Genomic DNA, 23,204 nt, shown 5'->3' with positions numbered 1-23,204 from the left:
AAGACAATGACAATGACATAACAACTCAACCATCGAATCATTAGGATGCTAGGCATCCAGGTTCCCGCAATTCAGGCGAAAAGCCAAAAACTAATTAAACAATCTCAATATTATGAAAATCAATGTACGCATGTTCATAATGTTACTCCTCTGCACCTTTTTAAGCACCACTAATTTTGCGCAATCACCGCAAAAGAATCCCACAATTATCGACACGCAAAAAGCTGGCAAACTAGAAGCCCTTTCTGCTTCGGAATTTGCTAATTCTGTCGTTGCAATTCAGCAATTAGAGCCGTTTCAAGGAAAGCCAAAATCTTACAAGGCCCCATTAGAACTTTTGCTTCTGAATTTTCACCAGTCCAAAAAGTTGCTGCCTGTTTACACCTTTGGCGGAATCACCTATAATGACGACGGAAAATATCTAGACAAAGTTGCCGGCGATGGGGTTTTTACCTCAACCAAAGCCGTTTATGTAAAAGCAGACAGAGCCTTACCAAATCGCAGGTATCTTGCATCGCCAGATTTTAAGTATAAAGCGGCTATGGACGATTACTTGAGTGGCACTTACGGAATCGCCAAGACAGGCATCAAGATCAGTTGTGAAACAAGAACCGTAACTTGTCCTGAAACTAATTGGTGGAACTCTTGCTGGCCCTTTTCTAGCCCATGCCAATGTGTAGAGTTCTACGACTGTGAAATCGAAGTTGATATTGAATTTTAAATACCACTAGCATGTCAAAGACCATCCGTATCGTTATCGTAATATTGATCGTGAAATTAGTTTTATCGCTCTTTCTATTCAGCTTAGACCTCAGTGAGAGTGCAGACAACTTATACAAAGCAATAATCCGATACGGAATGGTTCTTTTGACCGTTTTAGCCATTAGAAAAACAAAGGTTTGGCCCTATCTGAAAAACAGCCTTCTGTGGACTATCCTTGCTGCTATTTTAGTTATACTAGGCTTCTACCAAATGCAGGAGGTGTTAGCTCCATATGAGATAGCAAATCAGACGTATGCTAATGTAGTTTACGGGGCCCGTTGTTTAGGCACCGGATTCTTTGAGGAGCTTTTGTTTCGAGTGCTTTTATTCTCTGGTTTATTTTACGGAGTCTTTAAGCATAAACCGATCAAAAAAAGGTATTTCTGGTCCATGGTATGGGCGAGTATAGGTTTTGGGCTTGTGCACTTGACTAATCTTATCAATCCAGAAAATGAAGTAATTGGGATTGTCTCTCAGGTTATATTCGCCTTCTTTATTGGCTTGGTGTTCCAAGGTTTGTTAATTCGATTTCGATCTGTGATCCTAATTGGTGCACTACACGGATTGGTGAACTATTTCGGAGCGTATAAATCTCGTTTAGGGATACCGGTCCAATATGAAGAAACTGCTCTTAGTGAGGACTTGATAAGCCTTGGTTCGCTGACTTTGGTTTGCGCTATTATCAGCATCCCACTGGTCATACTGTTAACGCGAAAAGCAATCGAAAAGGGCGCGACTGCTTAACCCTTTAAACCCTTAAGCCTGTAACGGGCTTCAATCTTAATATTATCTTATTATGAAAAACCACATCTTAGTGGCCTTGGCTTTTATTGCCTTGGTCCAACATAATTATGCGCAAGCTGCTCAGGTCCAATTTGGGCGCCACGGAGCATGCAACACCGGTCGCGGTATTTGCGCCATCAGCACTGAAACCAGTAAAGCACAAAGCAATGCCAGTCTGTTAAAGTTAGAAGGGCATGTAATTCTCAGGATACACACTGAGCAGTTGGATGCTAGCTCTAAGTCGCTACTGACTGCAAGTATTATTGCTTCATCACCCGGCTATCTGAAAATAGAAAGGAGTTTTCAGCTCGATCAAGACTGCCAGACCAAGTTGCATGAACTAGGTTCCGATATAAGCATGCTCAATGCCCGTGATTACCCCATCAACGTCAAGCCAGGACAAGTAGATATCTATCTCACAAAATTATAAGATCATGAAAGCACTAATTGTTTTTACCTTACTCCATTCCGCCTGTGTCAACCCTGTAAGCGCTACAGAGATAAATGCACCACCCGGTCTTAGTTTTGAAGGTATCCTAGAGGCACTTGAAATTGAAATTCATAGAATTCACACGAGCTATTTACCTGAATACAAAACTTTGCAAATTGGCATTGCCCAAGTCCGCAGTGAAATGCAGTACGCCCAATCCACGGAACAACTGGTAAAGCTGATCTACAGAAAGGATCACCTTTTAGAACTCTTAGATATTACCAAGCAGTCTGAATACGCGGATATAAGTAAAGTTCGATATTTAAAAGGCCTTCAGTTAATTCGCTTACTCTACGAGAAAATGTTGGCTTTAGATCATCATTTCGAAGCTGTGACTACCCTAGGAGAGATGAGCGCCATGGCCAACCCCAATGCCTATCCGGTGTTCAACGAACTTAAAGGAATTCTCAAACAAGAGAACAAAAAGACAAGTTTTGAATTGCCATCATTGTTAGGTGATAACATCTACACTTCCATAGTCCATTCTGTGGTGTCTCTCTTTAATAGCAATCAGACCAAAAAAGAGAAAGAAGCTGCTATAAAAGAGATTGAATGTATCCTAGATTTTAGCTTGAATATGCATCAGGATCTGAACACAATTTACTTTGAAACCGCATTTTTAAAATCCAGTAGCGATGGACTATTAGAGGGCTTGGAAGAACTTTTCAGGTCCTACACTTTGCCAATTGGATATAAAAAATCCTTGGAACAATGCAGGAGCTTAGACGATTGGGATGCGCTAAAAGAAGCACTAGACAATTACCTATCTCAAATGCATGAAGCGATAGCCGACGCCAGTAAAAGCGACAAGGCGTTTAAGCTGCAAGTGAATTTAGAGTTTAGTATAGACAGACTGTTGCAATTCATAACTCAGTACAACAGTTTTATCGATCAAGGAGCAAAGTTTTACAAGAAGTTCGCTATTATGCTCAGCAGTTATGAAAACGAAGCTTTCTGCAGAGATCAAATTCCCGGAGAGTTTGCTGTACTCAAGGAAAAGATCAATAACTCGATAGACAAGTTTAACAACGCTTATAAACCCGCAGAGATCAACGGTAGTAAATTAAAAGAAGTGCTCTACGGACTCAACGAATACGATTAGACCGAATCTCGCATTTTCCGTACGGCGGCATGCAAGAAATAGCCCGTAACCACAGTAGCCAAGATATCGGCTATTGGAAAGGATATCCAAACGCCAAATACCCCCAAATAGGTAGGTAGGATCAAGATCAATGGGATTAGGAAAAAGCCCTGTTTAGTGAGGCTCAATAAGAGAGCAGGTACTGCTTTTCCTATTGCCTGAAAGTAGCTTGCGCCAATGAGTTGCACTACAATGATCGGAGTTGCTGCAAACACCCAGCGCAAGGCGTTTGGAGTTCTTTCTAAGATATCTGCATTGTTAAGAGCTGTTTGGGCGTCGGCATTGGTTCCGTTGCCAATGAAAACGGTTACGATCTCTGTTGGAAAGGTCATTATAATCGCAAAAATCAACACAGCCAAGGCCCCAGAATATTTGATAGAGGTATTAATAGATTCTCGTACTCTCTCGAATTTTTGAGCGCCATAATTGTAGCCAGCAATGGGTAAAAATCCTTGGTTAACACCAATAACAGGAAATAGCGCAAACATAAGCATGCGCGAGATTATTCCGTAAACGGCTACATCCAAATCATCGCCATAACGGATTAGTACATTGTTCAAAAGTATGGTCAAGACAGCAATAACTCCTTGTCTGGAGAGGGTAACAAAACTCAAGGCATTGATCTCGTTAACAATATTGCGTTGTAAGAAAAAGGAACTCCATTTTATTCGCAGCTCACTCTTTACTACAAAGAACCAGAGAATGAATCCAAAACAGATCGCATAACTGATAAATGTGGCCCAGGCCGCACCTTCCATCCCCATATCGAAAACGCGAATAAGCAGCCAGTCCATAAAAATGTTTCCAACTGCGGGTAACATCATGGCATACATGGCGAACTTTGGCTTGCCTTCTGCGCGGATCACATTATTGCCCATCATACACATAGCCAACATCACTATCCCGTATAACACGATGTTGTAATACGTAAGTGCTAGCTCTTTAAAAGATTCTCCCGCTCCAAAAAAACCAATGAGGTAATCCTGAAAAACAAGACCGAGTATTGCCAATATCCCAGAAGTGAAAAAGGTCAAGGTGATTTGATTTCCAAAAACCTTTAAGGCCTTTTCATTGTCTCCAGCTCCAAGAGCTCTTGACAAAACAGATCCGCCGCCAATCCCGACAGCCAAACCAATAGCTGCTATAAAAAAGGTAACAGGTATAACAACGGTAATTGCAGAAATGGCTAATGGTCCTATCCATCGACCCACAAAAATGGTATCGACTATCATGTTCAAGGACATCACCAAAATACCAATAGAAGCTGGTACCGCCTGCTGTATCAACAACTTGCTAATTGGGGCTGTGCCCAGCGCTTTGGATTTTCTGTTAGCCATTTAGGCGATAGCAGTTTTTAGATCGGCTATGCGCCAATGCTCTATCCAGTCGGCCAAGAGTTTGGCCCAATCGTCATTGTCATTCAAACAGGGAATTACAGTAAAATCCTCTCCGCCTACTTCGTGGAAGATCTCCTCACCTTCCATGGCGATCTCTTCTAAGGTCTCCAAACAATCACTTACAAAAGCAGGAGTCACAATGGCCATTTTCTTGGTCCCTGCCAAGCCCATTTTCTCTATGGTTCTATCGGTGTAGGGCTGCAACCAAGGGTCAAAGCCTAATCTGGATTGAAAAGTAGTGGTGTAGGTATCTTCTTTAAGATCTAGATATTCCGCAACCTGTCTGGTAGTTTCATAGCATTGGTGACGGTAACAAAAAGCATGTGCAGCACTTGGCGTCTTACAACAACTACCGTCTATTTTGCAATGTGAATTTGTCGGGTCGCTCTTGCGGATATGTCTCTCCGGAACACCGTGATAACTAAATAGCAAATGCTCATAGTCACTTCCTTCTAAGCCCTTTTTAATGGATTCCGCCAAGACTTTGATATAGCGCTTGTCATTGTAAAAAGGGTCTAAAGTGTCCACTTGTAAATTCGGAAAAAATTCCTGACGCAGCTCCTCTACCTTAACCGTAATAGTTTCTGTAGTTGCCATAGCGAACTGCGGATAAAGCGGAATCACCAAAACCTCATCCACACCTTGATCCACCAATTGTTGCATGCCGTCTTTTATGGTCATACTTCCGTATCGCATGGCTAGAGCAACAGGAATATTCAAATGGTTTTGAACTTTGGCCTGTAGGCGTTCGGAAAGCACTATGAGTGGTGAACCTTCTTCCCACCAGATCTTAGAATACGCTTCTGCGGATTTTTTAGGCCGGGTGTTGAGTATAATTCCACGAACTAGCAGAATTCGAGCCCAACGGGGTACGTCTATCACTCGTGGATCCATTAAAAACTCGTCCAAATATCGCTTTACATCTTTGGGATCTGTACTATCGGGAGACCCTAGATTTACCATTAAAACACCTTTCTTGCTCATGATATTTTTTTGCGAAGTTAAGCCGCTGTTGGCCTTGACTTTAGTTTCTGTTCTACTATTTGACAATAGATTAATCGACTTCCTTTATACTGTTTGACCCATGGTAAACTTCTTCGGAGTGGTTCCATAGCGCTTCTTAAAAGCTGCTATAAAGTGTGAAGCAGTGCTATAGCCCAATTTTAGGCCAACCTCGTTGACATTCAGAGTCCCTGAAGCCAATAATTGCCGTGCTACTTCCATTTTATACTCCAACAAAAAGCTAAACACAGAGTCTCCATAGATCTGTTTAAAACCTTCTTTTAGTCTATTGATGGGCATTTGAACCTCATCTGCTAATTCCTGCAAACTCGGGGGTTCGGCCATTCGCTTTATAATGATCTCTTTAGCTTGTTTTATCTTATTCACATTAGCCTCACTAGCCAAAAAAGGACATTGTGCTATATCCAATTCCTCTGGCTTGTTAAAATACAAACTCAAAAGTTCATAGGCTTTGGCCTTAAAATATAGAGGCTTTACACTTGGATGCAGATTGAATTGCAACAACTGATTCAAAGCAACAGCCATTGACGGGGTGATCAAAGTCTCTTGATAGTATTTCTGCCTGCTGTTCTCTTCGGATAGAAAAGTGATATAATTTGCCTCGTTAGAAAAGAAACTATGCAGCTTAGAAATAGGAACAATTATAGAAAGTAACCAAGAATTGGCATTTAACGTTAGGTTAATGGGCAGTTCCTTTTTTGGATTATAAAGCAAGATCGCTTTTCCCTCTGAAGCAGGAAAAGTATAGGTATTGTTGTTGAACTGAAAAAACCCGCTCCCTTTCACACAGAAGTGAAACTGCAAACAATCTTGGCGTACTTCTCTGCTGTAGAACGCATTAGCCTCTTCTTCGTTCAGGAATTCCAGGATATAAAAACCTGGATCTATACCTGTTTGCTCATAAATGCCGTTAGCGACACTTTTTTCCATTTTGCGTTTTTTATTTTCTTTAATTATTTAGACTGATTCTAAATAAAGAATTGATATTTATCATATCTCAAGGCCCAAAAATAGTGCATTTTGCGCGCCAAGGTTTCAATTTAAGTCAATATTAACAGGCTTCGATACTATAAATACCGCTAGCGTTATTTTTTAAAAATCGTAGCTATTAATTTTGCGGCGTTTGTATGAGCAAGAACACCCCAAAAACAAATACGGCTGTTGCCGATTCAAGATTCATGGTCATCGGGCTGAATTACCAAAAGGCCGATGCCGAGACTCGTGGACACTTTAGCGTGAGTCCGGCGGCCCAATTAGCGCTTCTAAATGACGCTAGAGCCCAAGGTGTTTCTGCCTTGAGCGTAATCTCCACTTGTAATAGAACCGAGATCTACGGCTTTGCCAGATCTGCAGATCAACTGATAGATCTGCTTTGCTCGAATACAGCCGGAAACAAAAAGGAATTTTTGGCGGCATCATACATTCACACAGGCAACGATGCAATAAGACATTTGTTTCGTGTAGGAACTGGTCTCGATTCTCAAATTCTTGGGGACTTTGAGATCATAAGTCAACTCAGACGTTCCTTTAAGCAAGCCAAGAACCTGGGCTTGCTCAATCCGTTTATGGAAAGGCTCATCAATGAGGTGATCCGCGCGAGCAAGCGAATTAAGAACGAAACAGCTTTATCTAGCGGAGCTACCTCGGTTAGCTTTGCAGCCGTGCAATACATCTTGGCCAGAGTACCGTATGTAACGAACAAGAATATTTTGCTTTTCGGTACTGGTAAGATAGGTCGTAACACTTGTGAAAACCTCATCAAACATACCCGAAACGATCACATTACCTTAATTAATCGCACCAGATCCAAGGCGGAAAAAATTGCAGGTAAGTTCAACTTGATCGTTTCAGATTACGCCAATCTCCAGTCCGAAATTGCGCAAGCCGATATTCTAATTGTCGCCACTGGAGCACAAATGCCAACCGTTTCTAACGCTTTGTTGCATTTGAAAAAACCGCTTTTGATCCTAGATCTGTCGATTCCGAAAAACGTGGCTCAAGATGTGGAAAACAACCCACTGGTACACCTAGTACATTTAGATCAGCTTAGCCAGATAGCGGACGACACACTTTCGGAGCGCGCCCTTCAAGTTCCCAAAGCATACAAGATCATTGAGAGTATTGAAGCCGAATTCTATGAGTGGGTAGAAAAAAGGAAATTTGCTCCTACCCTCCGCGCCTTAAAACAACAACTCAATTTATACGCTGCTGCGGAGATAGACAATCAGCGTAAAAAATTAAGCGACTTCAACGAACAACAAGCGCAGATCCTGACAGACAGGATAGTTCAAAAAATCACCACACAGGTGGCAAACCACCTCAACCAAATGGACACCGCAGAGACCGATCAGCATGAACTGATCCGCAAAGTGTTCAACTTGCAAACAGAACAATAATGGAGGCTGCTATTCGTATAGGAACCCGTCAAAGTCCACTGGCACTTTGGCAAGCCAACAAGGTAAAATCCCTTTTAGAAGCGCAAGGTCATACTTGTGTTTTGGTGCCTATCAATTCTCAGGGCGATCTAAACCTAGAACAGCCATTATACGAATTGGGTGTAGTGGGGGTTTTTACCAAAACCTTAGATGCTGCCCTTTTAGCCGACAAGATCGACCTGGCTGTACACTCCATGAAAGATATGCCGACGGCCCTACCTAAAGGTATTGCAATGGCAGCCGTTTTAACTCGAGCCGATTCGCATGATATTCTGGTACATAAAGGCACTGATTTTCTAAACGGGCCTGGTATAATTGCCACCGGATCTCTTAGACGAAAGGCACAATGGTTACATAAATATCCGCAACACGAGGTGGTCGGATTACGCGGAAACGTACAAACCCGCTTACAAAAGCTGCAAGACAACTCATGGAATGGTGCCATTTTTGCCAAAGCTGGTCTGCAGCGTGTGGATTTACTTCCAGCCAATTACCATCAATTAGATTGGATGATCCCTGCTCCTGCTCAAGGTGCAGTAGCCGTGGTTGCCAAGCAAAAAGATAGTCAGCTGTTAATGCAGTGTGAAGCCATTGCAGATAAGCAAACAACGATTTGTACAACTGTAGAACGCCAATTCTTAAGAACTCTAGAAGGCGGTTGTACAGCTCCTATAGGGGCTTTTGCAAAAATTGAGAACGAACAACTCCACTTTAAAGGCTGCCTACACAGTCTAGATGGACAAGAAGCTTTGTATATAGAACGCAGCGTTTCCAAAAGCGAAGCAGATGGGCTTGGTGAAAAATTGGCCAAAGAGCTGCTCGATCAAGGGGGCTCAGCATTGATGGAACAAATCAGAAAGGAAATATGAAACTGCTGTCGACCAAAATATTGACCGAAGAGCAAGTTACAAGACTTACTCAAGCTGGTTTTGAAGTTAGTCATTATGACAGCCTGACTATCGCTTTATTGGATTTCGAGATTCCAGAGGCAGCTACTCACTGCATCTTCAGTTCCCAAAACGCCGCAAAAGCATTTGTTGAGAACCACCCAGGCATTAAACAATATGAGGTGTATTGTGTGGGAGAAAAAGCTGCTCTACTTTTAGAAGAAAATGGGCAAAAAGTGTTAGAAATTGGGCAAAATGCAGCCGATTTAGCCCAAAAGATCATAAAAAATTATAAAAACGAGCCGTTTTATTATTTCAGCGGAAATCTGAGAAGACCTGAATTACCGCAATTGCTCGCCCAGAATCAAGTGGTATTTCACGAAGTTCCAGCCTACGAAACACAATTGAACTATCCAAGGTTCGAAACCGCATTTGAAACCGTACTCTATTACAGCCCAACCGGGGTTCAGAGCTACCATAAAAACAACCAAAACACGAATTATACAGCCATCTGCATAGGCGAAACTACCCGCTCAGAAGCTGTCAAATTCACCACACACACAGCGACCGCTCTGCACACCACTGTAGACGGTGTATTGGACGCTGCCATACAACACTTAGAAAAAGCATGATAAAGAACGATTTGTTTTTACGCGCCTTAAAAGGCGAAACAGTAGACCGTCCTCCAGTGTGGATGATGCGTCAGGCCGGAAGATACTTACCAGAGTTCATGGAGATCAAAGAGAAGTACGATTTCTTTACGCGTTGTCGCACCCCAGAACTCGCTAGTGAGATCACCGTGCAACCTATTCGCCGCTATGGAATGGACGCCGCTATTCTTTTTAGTGATATACTGGTAATTCCACAAGCCATGGATATCGAGGTAGAGATGAAGCCGAACTTTGGCCCGTACTTACCCAATCCGGTGCGCACCGCAGCCGATGTGGAACGGGTAATTGTTCCAGACGCTAAAGAATCGTTGAACTATGTGATGGAGGCCATAAAAGCCACCAAAGAAAAACTCAATGACGAAGTGCCGCTAATTGGTTTTGCAGGTTCGCCTTGGACTATTCTTTGTTATTCGGTACAAGGGCAAGGTTCCAAGACCTTTGACAAGGCCAAAGAATTCTGTTTTACCCAGCCAGAAGCAGCGCATCAATTGTTGCAAAAAATCACAGATACTACCATCGATTATTTAAAGGCAAAGGTAGAAGCCGGAGTGAACGCTGTTCAGATCTTTGATTCCTGGGGAGGTATGTTATCGCCAGAAGATTATCAAGAATTCTCCCTGCAATACATCAATCAAATTGTAGCTGCTTTGAAACCTTTGGCTCCGGTGATTGTCTTTGGTAAAGGATGCTGGTTTGCTTTAGGTGATATGGCCAAATCTGGGGCTTCCGCCTTGGGTGTAGATTGGACTTGTTCTCCGCGTAATGCACGTTATCTCTCCGGTGGGAATATAACCTTGCAAGGAAACTTTGACCCGAGCAGGTTATTATCTCCACCAAGTGTGATCAAAGAGAGCGTACATAAAATGATCCGTGAATTTGGAAAAGACCGCTATATCGTGAATCTAGGTCACGGAATTTTACCCAACATCCCAACGGAAAATGCAGGCGCCTTTATAGAGGCTGTAAAAAGTTACAAGGAATAAGAGATGTTTTGGAGAACCTTAAAGCGACTCAATTTTTCGCAACTGCTGCAGTTGTTAGGAATCACTTTAGGCGCTCCTATTCGCATGATCAAAACCGCTTGGGCCACCAAAGTATGCATTCAGATCTGTAATCGTGAATTTGGGCAAACCCATCATTTGCACAACAGAGCCAATGCCATACGACACGCCCTGTGGAATATTTTGATCATAAAAAGCCTTTATGGCAAGCGAACCAATATGGTCGCCATTATGGCTTGGGCCGAAAAGATCACGAGTTGGCACGAAGATTTCTCGGTCAACGAACCCTTAGAAAGAGCCATGGACCTACACAACAATGAGGTGGGGCGTAAATGGTTTTCGGATTATAAATTCGCATCAGAAAAAGAAATTGTCAACAGTCTGAAACAACGAGCTACCAAAGCGCGTCAAATACAAGATGTAACAGACGTTAGAGGGGCTTACGGCCGCTTGGTGTTTATAAGCGAATAACTATGATTGGAGCAGTTTTTTCAAGTATCAAAGCTTATGCGGATGCCATTCCGCTGATGAACCGCTTAGGGCTGTGGCGCTATTTTGTCGTACCTATTATTATCAGTGTGCTTGCTGCGGTTGGTATCGGCCTAGCGGCATACGGACTCAGCGACAACTTGGGTGCTTTGATAAGCAAGGCTTGGATCTTTGATTGGGGAAAAGAGACCTTTGCAGTTGTTGCAGAGATCTTAGGAGCTGTCATGATAATCACTTTTGGACTTATCGTATACAAGGCTGTGGTGATGGCTTTTAGTGCACCTTTCATGAGTCCCGTATCTGAAAAGATAGAGGCCGATCTGCGTCCGGGGGAACACTTTTACAGAAACACCGACTTTAACGACCAATTGTGGCGAGGTATTCGTATCAACGCGCGTAATTTAGGAATGGAATTACTTTGGACTGTCCCAATTTTCTTTTTAGGACTGATCCCTGTCATAGGTTTGATTGCTCCGATTTTGCTCTTTTGCATGCAAGCTTATTACGCTGGTTTCGGGAACATGGATTACACCTTAGAAAGACACTTCGGATATAGTGATAGCATACGATTTGTAAAACGCAATCGCGGTTCGGCCATTGGCAACGGCCTGGTCTTTATGACCGTACTTATCATTCCGATAGTAGGACTTATTTTGGTGCTCCCTCTTTCGGTAACAGCGGCAAGCTTGAGAACTGTACAATTAATGGACAAAGAACAACCTAAGTTAATCGATTATGCGAACTAAATTTCACGAGTACATCCAAACCCTACAAGATCAGATCACAACCGCTTTAGAAGCCGTAGATGGGCAAGCCAAGTTTAAAGAAGACCACTGGGAACGCCCTGGAGGTGGCGGAGGTCGTACACGAGTTATCGAAAATGGAGCCGTGTTTGAAAAAGGCGGTGTAAATATCTCTGCCGTTCACGGTGAATTGCCCCCAGCCATGCAAGACTACTTTAAAGTTAAAGAGGCCGACTTTTCTGCCTGCGGACTCTCTCTGGTAATTCACCCAAAAAACCCTATGGTGCCGACAGTGCATGCCAACTGGCGTTATTTTGAACTCTATGACAAACAAGGCAATGTTGTTACCCAATGGTTTGGAGGCGGACAAGACCTAACTCCTTACTATTTGTTTGAGCAAGATGCCATTCACTTTCACGAGGTATGTAAAACTGCTTGCGATAAACACAGCCCAGAATTTTACACCAAATACAAGGCCAAATGTGACGACTATTTCTGGAACGCGCACCGCAATGAAGCCCGTGGTGTTGGCGGACTTTTCTTTGATTATTGTAAGCCTACGGCCGACTTTAGTCTGGAGCAGTGGTATGACTTTGTGACCGAAGTTGGCAACAGCTTTGTTGAGGCCTATGTGCCCATAGTGGAACGCAGAAAGAACCTCGATTACACCAAAGCCCAGCGCGATTGGCAAGAAGTGCGTCGTGGGCGTTATGTGGAATTCAACCTGATTCACGACAAAGGCACGCTGTTTGGCCTTAAAACCAACGGTCGAATAGAAAGTATTTTAATGAGTTTACCGCCACACGTACAGTGGCATTATAACCATCAGCCACAGCCAGGTAGCCCAGAAGCTGCCTTGGTTGACGTATTGCAAAACCCTAAAGACTGGGCGGCGATGATACCGGCAAATTCTTAATAGAACTATGTATCCCATCATAAGAAACAGAAGATTACGCGCATCCGCAGCCATGAGAAATCTGGTTCGCGAAACGATTTTAACTCCACACGACTTTTTGGTACCCTTATTTGTGACAGAAGGTAAAGGCGTGCGAGAGGAGATTCCTTCCATGCCGGGTTATTACCGTTTGAGTTTGGATCAGTTGGCCAGTGAGGTCAATGAGCTCTGGAACATGAACTTACAGGCGGTATTGCTTTTTGTAAAAGTACCGGACAACCTAAAAGATAACGAAGGCACAGAGGCCTTGAATCCAGATGGATTGATGCAACGCGCCATTAAAGAGGTGAAAAATGCACAACCTGGTATGTTAGTCATGACCGATGTGGCTTTGGATCCTTTTTCTAGCTACGGACACGATGGTATAGTAGCCGATGGGAAAATATTAAACGACGAAACCAACGAAGTGCTGGCAGCCATGAGTGTTTCTCATGCCGCTGCCGGTGCCGATGTTGTTGCACCAAGTGACATGATGGACGGACGTATACTCAGCATTCGTGAAGCTTTAGAAGATGAAGGTTTTATCGACACGGCTATTATGAGCTATAGCGCCAAATACGCCTCTGCCTTTTACGGTCCGTTTAGAGATGCCTTAGATTCTGCTCCTGGATTTGGCGATAAAAAGACCTATCAAATGGATCCAGCCAATAGATTTGAAGCCATTAAGGAAACCCAAATGGACATAGACGAAGGAGCTGATATTGTCATGGTCAAGCCTGGATTGGCTTATTTGGACATAGTTCGTGAGATCCGCAACGAAGTAGATGTTCCCGTGGCTGTATATCAAGTCAGCGGTGAATATGCCATGTTAAAAGCAGCGGCAGCCCAAGGTTGGTTAGACCACGATGCTGTGATGCTAGAGCAACTTACCAGTATTAAGCGAGCAGGCGCGAACATCATAGCCAGTTATTTTGCTAAGGAAGCTGTGCGATTACTTTCGTAACTTAGGTGCATGAAATGAGCGCAAATAAATTTAATTACTAGTATACCCACCTGAATAATTAAATTTTTTGTGCGAAAGCGAAGCGCTTGATCTATGCAGATAATTTTTATTTGCTTGATTATCTCAGAAATAAAAATTATTAAATAGATGAAATATCTACTGATCACCCTTGTCGCTATTGGGTCTAATCTCGCTATAGCGCAACAAACTACACCGAAAACCGCTTTTCTTGAAAAGTGGGAAAACGCAAAGAATTACACTATAGAACTTGCAGAAGCCATGCCGGAAGATGCCTTTGGCTTTAAACCTTCTGAAAGACAAATGAGTTTTAAAGAGCAATTGATTCATATAAAAGCGAATATGGATTGGCTCAGTACAACTTATTTTAAGGGCACAGAGCCCAAGGCAGTTACCGATACCAAAGCCAATATCATTAAATCTCTTGAAGCCTCTTTTGACGGAGTTGCTGCGGCTGTTGCTGCAACAGACCCAGAGACTTTTGCCGAAACGGTGGATTTCTTTGCAGGCCCAAAAAGCAAATTGCAGATCTTGAATTTACTGCAAGACCACTTGACACATCATCGTGGACAACTGATCGTTTATCTAAACCTCAAACAAGTAGCGCCTCCACGCTATGTGGGTTGGTAATTTTTGGTATTTTTACTTTTGTCTAGTCAACTATAAGCCAGCACAGTGACCTTACTCATCGTTTACGCCGTACTTTCTATCTTTTTTTCGTTTCTATGTTCGATTCTAGAGGCAGTACTGCTCAGCATTACTCCCTCGTTCATAAACATTAAAAAGTCACAAGGAAAAGGCTATGCCGATACTTTAGAAAACTTAAAGAAAGATGTGGACAAGCCGCTTATTGCGATCTTGACACTCAATACCATAGCCCATACCGTGGGAGCGATCTTAGTGGGAGTTCAGGCCGAAAGTTTAGACTTTGAGATCGATTTCTTTGGAATCAATATAGTCGGAATCGTTTCTGGGATCATGACCTTTCTGATCTTGGTACTCTCTGAAATCATTCCAAAGACCATCGGTGCGACCTACTGGAAGAAGCTGGCCAATTTTACAGCCAAAGCTTTATCATTGCTGATATTCCCACTTAAATACACGGGCATATTGTGGTTCTTGCAACTCACAACCCGCCTTATTGGAAAATCTGCCCATGTTAGCACTTTGAGCCGCGAGGAATTTATCGCCATTGCAGATGCGGCGCAAGAAGAAGGGGTTTTTGCCGAGAATGAATCCACTGTAATTAAGAACTTACTGGTATTTAAATCTATAATGGCCAAAGACGTTATGACCCCTTGGGTTGTGGCCATTACCGAAGATGAGAACACCACCATTGAAGCCTTCCACGAAGGCCATAAAAACCTGAAGTTCTCCCGTATTCCCGTATACAATGAAAACGCCAATAATGTTACCGGAGTGATCTTGAAAGATCATGTGTTGGAAGCCATTATTGACAAGAAAGGACACGAGCCTCTTAAAAGCATCAAACGCGAGCTTTTGGTCACTGATAGCCGCACACCGATTCCAAACCTCTTTGAGCTGTTTATAGGCAAACGCGCGCACATGGCCATTGTAATGGACGAATTTGGCAACCCTGTTGGATTGGTTACTATGGAGGATATTATTGAAACCTTACTAGGCTTAGAGATCATGGACGAAAGCGATAATGTTGCAGATCTGCAACAAATGGCGCGTCGTACTTGGGAGGCACGCGCTAAGCGTTTAGGAATTGTGATCACCAAGGCAGAAGAAGACGATCAAGACCAATAAGATGATTGCACAAGCTTATCTGGATTCGCCATTGGGCAGCCTTCTTTTACAAGGCGATGCAGACGGAATTCAGAAGCTAAGCGTGGTGGAAGACCCTCAAGACCCATCCGCAGAAATTCCCGCCGAATTGCAATCCGCAGCACAACAAATTCATGAATACTTTCAAGGTCAGCGAAGTAGTTTTGACCTTAAACTGAACCCGCAAGGAACTTCTTTCCAAAAACAAGTTTGGACGCAACTCGCTGAAATTCCCTTCGGGAAAACAGCTACCTATATGGACATGGCCAAGCGTTTGGGCGACCCTAAGAGTATTCGAGCAGCGGCGAGCGCCAACGGTAAGAACCCGATAATGATAATAATTCCGTGTCACCGTGTAATTGGCTCCGATGGAAGTTTAACTGGCTATGCCGGTGGACTGTGGCGGAAAAAATGGCTCTTGGAACACGAATCGCCAGTACGACAAGAAAAACTGTTTTAAAATGAGAGGACTTTTCAAATTCTTAAAAGGCCTAGTTATCCTGCTGATCGCTTTGGTTGCCTTGCTCTATATCACGGACTACGAATACATCTTAAAAGGTGTCCGTGTTGTGTATATGACCGGTCACACCACAGCTTTTATAGACGATCATGTCTATTTTGAAAATGATACTATTGAAAATGCCGAACAACCTTGGGAATGGCCCAAGCACAGCGCCTATAACAGCGTTTCTATGACAGAACGTTTAAAACAGACCCATGAGGATTTGGGGACTGTTGCCTTTGCCATCATTAAAAACGACAGCCTCTGGTTTGAACACTATAGCGACGGCTATTCAGCGAGCTCGCAAACCAATTCCTTTTCTATGGCCAAGAGCATTACAACTGCCCTCTTAGGGAAGGCTATTGCAGACGGTTATATAAAGGGACTTGATCAGCCCATTGGTGATTTTTTTGAGCAATACAAAGGACAAAAGACCACCGTAGGAGACCTGTCTTCTATGGCTTCTGGCCTCGATTGGGAAGAGAGCTATAAAAGCCCCTTTAGTGTTACGGCTCGTGCTTATTATGATGACGATCTGGCCGAAACTATCTTGGGGCAAAAAGTTGTCGACGAGCCTGGACAAGAGTTTAGCTATTTAAGTGGAAACACCCAGTTACTCGGTATGATCGTACAAAAGGCTACAGGCCAGTCGCTTTCCGATTATTTAGAAACAAGTTTTTGGAAACCGCTAGGAATGCAACAGAATGCGCTTTGGCAAGTTGACGACCAAGACAATAGGTTAGCTAAAAGTTATTGTTGTATAGCTAGTAATGCCTTAGATTTTGCTCGATTCGGAAGACTTTTTAAAAATCACGGCCGCTGGAACGGCAAACAGATCTTGGATTCTGCCTTTGTAGCCAAAGCTACGCTAGCGCGTTTTGAAGGTGAACCTTATGGATATGGCTTTTGGATATCTGACCATTTGGACAAACACATTTTTGTAATGCGCGGAATACTAGGGCAATACGTGATCACCATCCCAGAAGATGACCTCATCATTGTGCGTTTGGGTCACCAATTAGGAACCCGAGAAGCAGGTGATGATTTTACCAGTGACTTTTATAAATATATAGAAGAGACCTACGCCATGATTGGCAATTAAAGTGTAATTTCACGAGCAAATCCGCTTGTTGTGTTACACAAGATCCCACTAAATAACATCCTTTTCTTAGATATTGAGACCGTTCCTGAGGTAGCAGATTTTAATTCCTTAGATACAGAAACTCAGGAGTTGTATGCCGCTAAGACCCAATATCAGCGCAAGGAGATCTCTGCACAGGAGTTCTATGAACGTGCGGGTATATGGGCGGAGTTTGGTAAGATCATTTGCATTGCAGTAGGTTACTTTACAGCTGCGGATGGCGGAGAGTTTCGCGTGACCTCTTTTAGTGGAGACGAGGCAGATCTGCTCCGTGAGTTTAACAGCCTTCTAGAAACTCATTTTAACAGACCCTATCACAGGCTCTGTGCGCATAACGGCAAAGAATTTGACTTCCCTTATCTGGCCAGACGTATGACTATTTTAGGGATTCCGCTGCCAAACCAATTGCAACTGTTTGGTAAAAAACCGTGGGAAGTTCCACATTTGGATACCATGGAACTGTGGAAGTTCGGTGATTTTAAACACTATACTTCCCTACGCCTTTTGGCAAAAGTGCTGGGAATTCCTTCTCCTAAAGAAGACATTAGCGGAGATCAGGTTCGCGAGGTTTATTATACCGACAATGACTTGGAGCGCATTATTGAATACTGCCAACGCGATACCATAACCGTTGCCCAGATCTTTTTGCGCTATCGCAATCAGCCTATCCTTCAAGAAGATCAGATAAAATACCGCTAACAAAAAAACCCCGCCCGAAGGCGAGGTCTTTCCGATTAGTTAGTTGATGAGTAAGCTATTACTCTTTGATGAAGCGATCTGTTACGATCTCTTCGCCTTCGTTTATCTCTAAGATATAAACTCCGGATTGTAAACGTGAAACGTCGATAGATTGCATCAAGGTTCCTTGAGCAACTACTTGTCCAAGAATATTTACGATTCTATAGGTCTCCTGTCCTGTTGGCTCAAGCAGACGTACATTAAGCGTGCTTCCAACTGGGTTAGGATACATCATAAAGTCTCCGTCAATATCAAGACCTTCGTCATCAGCAAAACCGTTAATTCCACCAAGTGCTGTGATGCGATCACCCATTAAGGTAGTTCCTGCATCCGCAGTAATGGTTACCTGATCAATATAGATGTGATCTGCATTGGCAGAGGCATCGCAACGGAATCTGAACTGCGCATTGGTCGGGAAGTTGTACGATGCATTATCGATACTTACCGTAGCAGTATAGAAGGTATTGTTGTTGAAGTTGGTTCCTCTCGCGTAAGCGGCAACGGTTCTCCAAGCAGATCCGTCATAGAACTGTACCCAGAAATCCTCACCGTTCTCCATACTATAAGCATAGAAATAGAATTCAATGTCGATAGTGCTGTGTCCGCTAACATCGAAAGTGCCTAAGGTCATGGTAGAAGAACTTGTGTTGTCTCTCAAACGAATTGAGTATGACCCCTCGTAAGAACGTGAACCAGCATAACGGTAAGAGTCAGATCCTCCGTCGATCCAGCCATCCCAGCCAGTCTCGAAGTTCCCTTGGTGAAGCACCACAGGACCTCCACCTCCTCCGCCTCCGGCAGATTCAGTTGTAAAGGTCACACTTGCCGTTCCGGAGTTATTTCCGGCTGCATCGTAAGCGCGAACATCGAAAGTATAAGTAGTACCTGCAGTCATTCCTGTAATGTTAGCAGAAGTACTCGCAGTAGTTCCTAAAGAAGAACCTCCTTGTAAGATCTCGTAACCTTCTACGCCAACATTGTCTGTAGAAGCATTCCAAGTCAAGGTAGCTGTAGTTTCAGTAATCGCACTAGCAGCCAATCCTGTTGGTGTGCTTGGGGCTTCGGTATCGGCTCCGCCGCCACCACCTTCTATACAGAAAGTATGAGAGGCTGAGCTACCAAAAGATCCTCCGCTGAACATTGTTCCAGCACTGCTAGAAACTGTATAAGAACCTGATCCGTAAGAACAGCAAATACCGTCCCCATATGAATCTGTGATAGTAAAGGTATAATCTCCAGCTGCCAATCCAGACCAAGTAGCGGTTACTGTAGAACCATCTGGGTTCGCAGTAGAATAACTAGCTGAGTCGATAGTTGCACCAGAAGCATCTTTTAAGGTCCAAGCTGTTTCTTCTGGGTAGTTATCTAAAGTGATAGACAAGAATACATCTCCAGTAACACAATCTGGTGGTGGAGGTGTTCCGCCATAGGCATCACCTACGTTTACTGCATACCAAGCATTGGTCACTGCGATCTCTTCTGGGCTACCTGCTCCGTAAAGATCAATAGCAGCCTGGATCGCACCTGCACGAGCATCTGTAAACTGAGAGCTTTGTGTCAAGTATACAGCAAGGTTGCGGTAGGCAATAGCTTCTGCCTTGTCCCATCCGATAGCGCTAACGTTGAAAACGTCTCCAACATCGTTGGTTCCAGAACCTCCGTTAACCAAAAGGTAGAACCAGTAATTCTGAACCCCAGAGTTGATGTGCACTCCTCCGTTGTCTCCAGAAGAAGTCCACCAGTAAGTTCCTAAATAAGTATCTGGATCGTTGAATGCATTCGGGTTGCTCATAGAGCGCAAGGCTCCGCCGCTACCTCCTGCTCCAATGGCGTCACCCATCAACCAGTCGTTAGTTCCTTGTGCATAGTGCTCAATGGACTCTCCGAAAATATCAGAAAAAGACTCGTTAAGAGCTCCTGATTGGTAGCTGTATATAAGGTTTGCGGTAAACTCAGTAACTCCGTGAGTGATCTCGTGCCCAACAATATCCAGAGATACTAGTGGTCCGTAGTTTACACCGTCTCCGTCTCCGTATGTCATACGAGAACCATCCCAGAAAGCATTCACATAGTTGCTAGAATAGCTAACATATGAATTGATGATAGCACCAGCTCCATTGAAGGAGTTTCTGTTGTGCTTGCCCATAAAGTACTTGTGGGTTTGTTCTGCACCAAAGTGAGCCTGAACCCCAGTTGCTGTAGAAGATGGAAAGGAAGTATCTGCACTGGTAATGTCAGATGCTCCACTGTAGTTGGTTCCGTTGTTCATGTCAAAAGTACGGATCCCACCACCATCGGCAGCCTGGCGTAGTCTGTATCCACCTGTGTAACTGTCTGCAGTGAAACTTACTGTTCCATTGTAAAGACTTACCCCTGTTGCAGGAGTATCTGCGTGGTGAATACGCTTGTTCTCGAACAATACAACTCCTGTCTGCGCATCTACATAAACATCGGCGCGATATACAGGAGCCGAAGCGTAAATGTCAAACTTATAAGCCAAACGCGCTTCTGTAGTGATCTGGTCGATAACCGGGAAGATCACCAATTCGCCTTCCGGTCTTTCATAACCGATCATTGCAGCATCGTCTGCTTGTTGCCACAAATATTTCTCTGCTCCAATATGCGCAGTTGCACGATTAAGTGCCGCATTTGCAGAAAGTCCTGGAGTGATGGTAAGCTCGTCAAGCCTAAAAACACTGTTAGACATTGATACTACTTTCCCTTCTTTTGCATGCAAAGTGGTTTGACCGAACTCTACCTTGATTCCCTTGTAAAACTGCTGGAATTTCTGGTGGGTAAAACCAAGTTCGTCGGTACGCTCAGACACAGCACTGAAAGTGTTGTCTGTAGAGAGCTTGAATTCTTCGGTAAAAATGCTTTGGGGAGCAGCAAATGCCTTTTGCTGAGTCTCATTAAAAACCTTGAGTTTTTTAATGGGTTTGGGCTGACTTTCTTGAGCAAAACTCATAGTAGAAAACAGCATAGCGGCCATTGCGAGGAGCAAGGACCTAAATGAATTTTTCTTCATTGTTAATAGTAATTGTTAGTTAGTGAATTTTTCAGATTATTGTTAATCCTTTGTTAAGGTAATGACAATAATTCATCACTTCTCTAAAAATGCTGAAAAATCGATAAAGTGCACGATTTGAAAATACTTGTTTATTTATTGAAAAAATTGGCTAAACATTCTGGCCAAAATTGATTGTTTTATCGAACTTTAACCCTCCATTTACTACGCGAAAACCGCAGCGTGTTTTCGCGAAAATTTTCGCTAGATTTTCGAAACTGAAATGAACTGTCACAATGCCTGAATTTAGGGCAGATTTTAGGGCTAAAAACAACAGAAAATCGGCTTATCTTTAAAGCGATGCAAACAGCACCTTTATTAAAGATCGATAAGCTCAATCTCCGATTTGGAAAAGCAGATCCTGTTCTAAAGGATATTGATCTAAAATTGTTCTCCAATGAAATCCTAGGCTTGGTCGGAGAATCAGGATCGGGAAAATCTGTGAGCAGTTTGGCTATACTTGGGCTCTTACCAAAAACCGCCAAACTCAGTGGAGCCATCCATTACATGGGCAAGAATTTGGCTGAACTTTCAAAAAAGGAGCTGCGGCATATCCGCGGCAATGAAATTGCCATGATCTTTCAGGAGCCGATGAGCGCTTTAAACCCAGCACTGCGCTGTGGTCCTCAAGTGGCAGAGGTGCTTCGAATACACAAGAAACAAAGTGAACGGGAGGCCAAAAAAGAAGTGCTACATCTCTTTGAGCAAGTCAAACTTCCACGTGTTAATGAAGTTTATAGCAGTTATCCGCATCAACTCTCCGGCGGACAGATGCAACGTGTCATGATAGCCATGGCCTTGGCGTGTAAACCCAAGATTCTCATTGCAGATGAGCCAACTACTGCCTTAGACGTAACCGTACAAAAAGAGATCATAGAACTGCTTAAAAGCTTACAACAACAAAACAGTATGAGTGTGCTTTTTATCTCTCACGACCTGGCCCTGGTCTCCGAGATTGCAGATCGTGTAGCTGTTATGTTTCGCGGTGAATTGCTCGAAGTTGCCCAAACAAAATCTCTTTTTGAAAATCCGAAGCATGCTTACACCAAAGCTTTATTAGGAAGTCGCCCGGATCTGGACCAACGTCTTAAACGTTTGCCAACCGTAGAGGATCTGTCTGCTGAACGTTTTGAATCCGAAGAAATACAACCCATTCAGCGAGCTGCAAAGCACAAAGAATTATATACGCAAGCCCCACTTCTAGAGATCATAGACCTAAAAAAGACCTACTTTGGAAAGGCTGCTTTGTTTGGTAAACCCAAAGCGGTCGAAGCAGTTAAGGGAGTTAATTTTACCGTCTTTGAAGGAGAAACCTTGGGCTTAGTGGGCGAATCCGGCTGCGGGAAGTCCACGCTGGGGAAAACCATCATGCAGATCGAGGAGGCCACCGCAGGTCAGATCAAATTTCGAGGTCGCGACATTACCCACCTCAACAAAACGGAGCGAAAGCAATTGCGCAAGAAGATCCAGATCGTTTTTCAAGATCCTTTTGCTTCTCTTAATCCGAGAATTACCATTGGAGAGGCCATAGCAGAACCTTTGGCCGTACACCACAGTTATTCAGCAGGAAAACGCAAGCAAGAAGTATTAGAGCTTCTTGAAGCAGTTGGTCTGGACAGTACGTTTTACAACAGGTATCCTCATCAACTCTCCGGAGGTCAACGCCAACGGATCGGTATTGCAAGGGCCATTGCCCTAAAACCGAAGTTGCTTATCTGTGATGAATCGGTCTCTGCCTTAGATATCAGTGTTCAGGCTCAAGTATTGAATCTGCTCAATACCTTAAAGGAAGAATACGGCTTTACCTATATATTTATCTCGCATGATCTGGCCGTGGTAAAATACATGGCAGATCAATTGGTGGTGATGAATTCTGGTTTGATCGAAGAGATTGGGGATGCCGATGAGATCTATGCCAACCCCCGAAAAGATTATACTAAACGCCTTATTAAAGCCATCCCAAAAGGGATAAAAAAGGCATAAAAAAACCCGTCCTAACCTCACAAAGAACGGGTAAAACCTTATATCTGATCGTTGCACAGATTTGGGGTTTGTATTTTACATTAACAAAAAAACTTTTTTAGCCAAATACAAGAAGGTCGTTTTTAACCGAAGTGTATTTCTAATTGCCATTAGCATAGTAGGTTATGTTACTTTAATTAGGGACTGCTAAGATGCAGCAAAAATTTAAAATGCGGGATAAAGTCCCTTTTTATTAGATGAAATG

General features: G+C 43.4%; 22 protein-coding genes. 18 read left to right on the top strand and 4 right to left on the bottom strand.

Annotated elements, in window-relative coordinates:
* The first annotated feature begins 112 nt into the window (after window positions 1-112).
* Genes AC0J2F_RS08245 through AC0J2F_RS08230 form a run of 4 tightly spaced genes read left to right on the top strand, consistent with a single transcriptional unit; the run spans window position 113 to window position 3,137 of the window.
* Entirely contained in the window at window positions 113-721 is a 609-nt protein-coding gene (locus AC0J2F_RS08245; RefSeq protein ID WP_473007231.1) for a hypothetical protein, read from the top strand.
* A gap of 11 nt (window positions 722-732) precedes the next feature.
* Window positions 733-1,506: a CPBP family intramembrane glutamic endopeptidase gene (locus AC0J2F_RS08240; RefSeq protein WP_473007230.1), complete on the top strand. Its 774-nt coding sequence runs from the start codon at window positions 733-735 to the stop codon at window positions 1,504-1,506.
* A 52-nt stretch (window positions 1,507-1,558) separates the two neighbouring features.
* Window positions 1,559-1,975, top strand: a complete 417-nt coding sequence (locus AC0J2F_RS08235) for a hypothetical protein (protein WP_473007229.1) — start codon at window positions 1,559-1,561, stop codon at window positions 1,973-1,975.
* Window positions 1,976-1,979: 4 nt separating this feature from the next.
* Complete coding sequence (locus AC0J2F_RS08230; protein ID WP_473007228.1) at window positions 1,980-3,137, top strand: hypothetical protein; 1,158 nt, start codon at window positions 1,980-1,982, stop codon at window positions 3,135-3,137.
* Here the strand turns inward: AC0J2F_RS08230 and AC0J2F_RS08225 are convergent.
* The 3 genes from AC0J2F_RS08225 to AC0J2F_RS08215 form a co-directional block, all read right to left on the bottom strand.
* Complete coding sequence (locus AC0J2F_RS08225) at window positions 3,134-4,513, bottom strand: MATE family efflux transporter (RefSeq protein ID WP_473007227.1); 1,380 nt, start codon at window positions 4,511-4,513, stop codon at window positions 3,134-3,136. The two genes, AC0J2F_RS08230 and AC0J2F_RS08225, sit on opposite strands and share 4 nt — an antisense overlap.
* On the bottom strand, window positions 4,514-5,557 hold the full coding sequence (gene hemH, locus AC0J2F_RS08220) for a ferrochelatase (protein ID WP_473007226.1): 1,044 nt from the start codon (window positions 5,555-5,557) through the stop codon (window positions 4,514-4,516).
* A gap of 84 nt (window positions 5,558-5,641) precedes the next feature.
* Window positions 5,642-6,526, bottom strand: a complete 885-nt coding sequence (locus AC0J2F_RS08215; RefSeq protein ID WP_473007225.1) for a helix-turn-helix domain-containing protein — start codon at window positions 6,524-6,526, stop codon at window positions 5,642-5,644.
* 197 nt (window positions 6,527-6,723) lie between these two features.
* On the opposite strand from AC0J2F_RS08215, the gene hemA reads away from it, so the two are divergent.
* From hemA to AC0J2F_RS08150, 13 genes are all read left to right on the top strand, one after another.
* A complete protein-coding gene (gene hemA / locus AC0J2F_RS08210; RefSeq protein WP_473007224.1) occupies window positions 6,724-7,992 on the top strand; it encodes a glutamyl-tRNA reductase in 1,269 nt (422 codons plus the stop codon).
* Window positions 7,992-8,900, top strand: coding sequence for a hydroxymethylbilane synthase (gene hemC, locus AC0J2F_RS08205; RefSeq protein ID WP_473007223.1), 909 nt, complete (start codon window positions 7,992-7,994; stop codon window positions 8,898-8,900). The genes hemA and hemC overlap by 1 nt, the downstream gene beginning before the upstream one ends.
* Window positions 8,897-9,550, top strand: a complete 654-nt coding sequence (locus AC0J2F_RS08200) for a uroporphyrinogen-III synthase (protein ID WP_473007222.1) — start codon at window positions 8,897-8,899, stop codon at window positions 9,548-9,550. Before hemC ends, AC0J2F_RS08200 begins: the two co-directional genes overlap by 4 nt.
* The gene (gene hemE, locus AC0J2F_RS08195; RefSeq protein ID WP_087523763.1) at window positions 9,547-10,572 is read left to right on the top strand and encodes a uroporphyrinogen decarboxylase; all 1,026 of its coding nucleotides are present in this window, start codon (window positions 9,547-9,549) and stop codon (window positions 10,570-10,572) included. Before AC0J2F_RS08200 ends, hemE begins: the two co-directional genes overlap by 4 nt.
* 3 nt (window positions 10,573-10,575) lie before the next feature.
* Entirely contained in the window at window positions 10,576-11,061 is a 486-nt protein-coding gene (locus AC0J2F_RS08190; protein WP_087523764.1) for a DUF6973 domain-containing protein, read from the top strand.
* Between the two features lie 2 nt (window positions 11,062-11,063).
* A complete protein-coding gene (locus AC0J2F_RS08185) occupies window positions 11,064-11,825 on the top strand; it encodes an EI24 domain-containing protein (RefSeq protein ID WP_473007221.1) in 762 nt (253 codons plus the stop codon).
* Complete coding sequence (hemF, locus tag AC0J2F_RS08180) at window positions 11,815-12,738, top strand: oxygen-dependent coproporphyrinogen oxidase (RefSeq protein WP_473007220.1); 924 nt, start codon at window positions 11,815-11,817, stop codon at window positions 12,736-12,738. The genes AC0J2F_RS08185 and hemF overlap by 11 nt, the downstream gene beginning before the upstream one ends.
* Before the next feature lie 7 nt (window positions 12,739-12,745).
* Window positions 12,746-13,720 carry a porphobilinogen synthase gene (hemB, locus tag AC0J2F_RS08175; RefSeq protein WP_473007219.1) on the top strand — a complete coding sequence of 325 codons (975 nt, stop codon included), beginning with the start codon at window positions 12,746-12,748 and terminating at the stop codon, window positions 13,718-13,720.
* A gap of 147 nt (window positions 13,721-13,867) precedes the next feature.
* Complete coding sequence (locus AC0J2F_RS08170; RefSeq protein WP_473007218.1) at window positions 13,868-14,368, top strand: DinB family protein; 501 nt, start codon at window positions 13,868-13,870, stop codon at window positions 14,366-14,368.
* A 45-nt stretch (window positions 14,369-14,413) separates the two neighbouring features.
* Window positions 14,414-15,511 (top strand): CNNM domain-containing protein, encoded by a 1,098-nt coding sequence (locus tag AC0J2F_RS08165; RefSeq protein ID WP_374959098.1) that lies wholly within the window; start codon window positions 14,414-14,416, stop codon window positions 15,509-15,511.
* Window positions 15,512-15,515: 4 nt separating this feature from the next.
* Window positions 15,516-15,989 (top strand): methylated-DNA--[protein]-cysteine S-methyltransferase, encoded by a 474-nt coding sequence (locus AC0J2F_RS08160; RefSeq protein ID WP_087525490.1) that lies wholly within the window; start codon window positions 15,516-15,518, stop codon window positions 15,987-15,989.
* 1 nt (window position 15,990) lies between these two features.
* Entirely contained in the window at window positions 15,991-17,133 is a 1,143-nt protein-coding gene (locus tag AC0J2F_RS08155) for a serine hydrolase domain-containing protein (RefSeq protein ID WP_473007217.1), read from the top strand.
* A 30-nt stretch (window positions 17,134-17,163) separates the two neighbouring features.
* A complete protein-coding gene (locus AC0J2F_RS08150) occupies window positions 17,164-17,871 on the top strand; it encodes a 3'-5' exonuclease (protein WP_473007216.1) in 708 nt (235 codons plus the stop codon).
* A 58-nt stretch (window positions 17,872-17,929) separates the two neighbouring features.
* Here the strand turns inward: AC0J2F_RS08150 and AC0J2F_RS08145 are convergent, their stop codons facing one another.
* Window positions 17,930-20,938 (bottom strand): M4 family metallopeptidase, encoded by a 3,009-nt coding sequence (locus AC0J2F_RS08145; RefSeq protein WP_473007215.1) that lies wholly within the window; start codon window positions 20,936-20,938, stop codon window positions 17,930-17,932.
* A gap of 339 nt (window positions 20,939-21,277) precedes the next feature.
* Here AC0J2F_RS08145 and AC0J2F_RS08140 point away from each other — a divergent pair, with 339 nt between their 5' ends.
* Window positions 21,278-22,960 (top strand): ABC transporter ATP-binding protein, encoded by a 1,683-nt coding sequence (locus AC0J2F_RS08140; RefSeq protein ID WP_473007214.1) that lies wholly within the window; start codon window positions 21,278-21,280, stop codon window positions 22,958-22,960.
* The last annotated feature ends 244 nt before the right edge of the window (window positions 22,961-23,204 follow it).

The sequence above is a fragment of the Gilvibacter sp. CC01 genome (genome assembly GCF_055755295.1).
The sequence above is the reverse complement of the archived record's forward strand: the minus strand, read 5'-3'. Positions and strand labels throughout refer to the sequence as shown.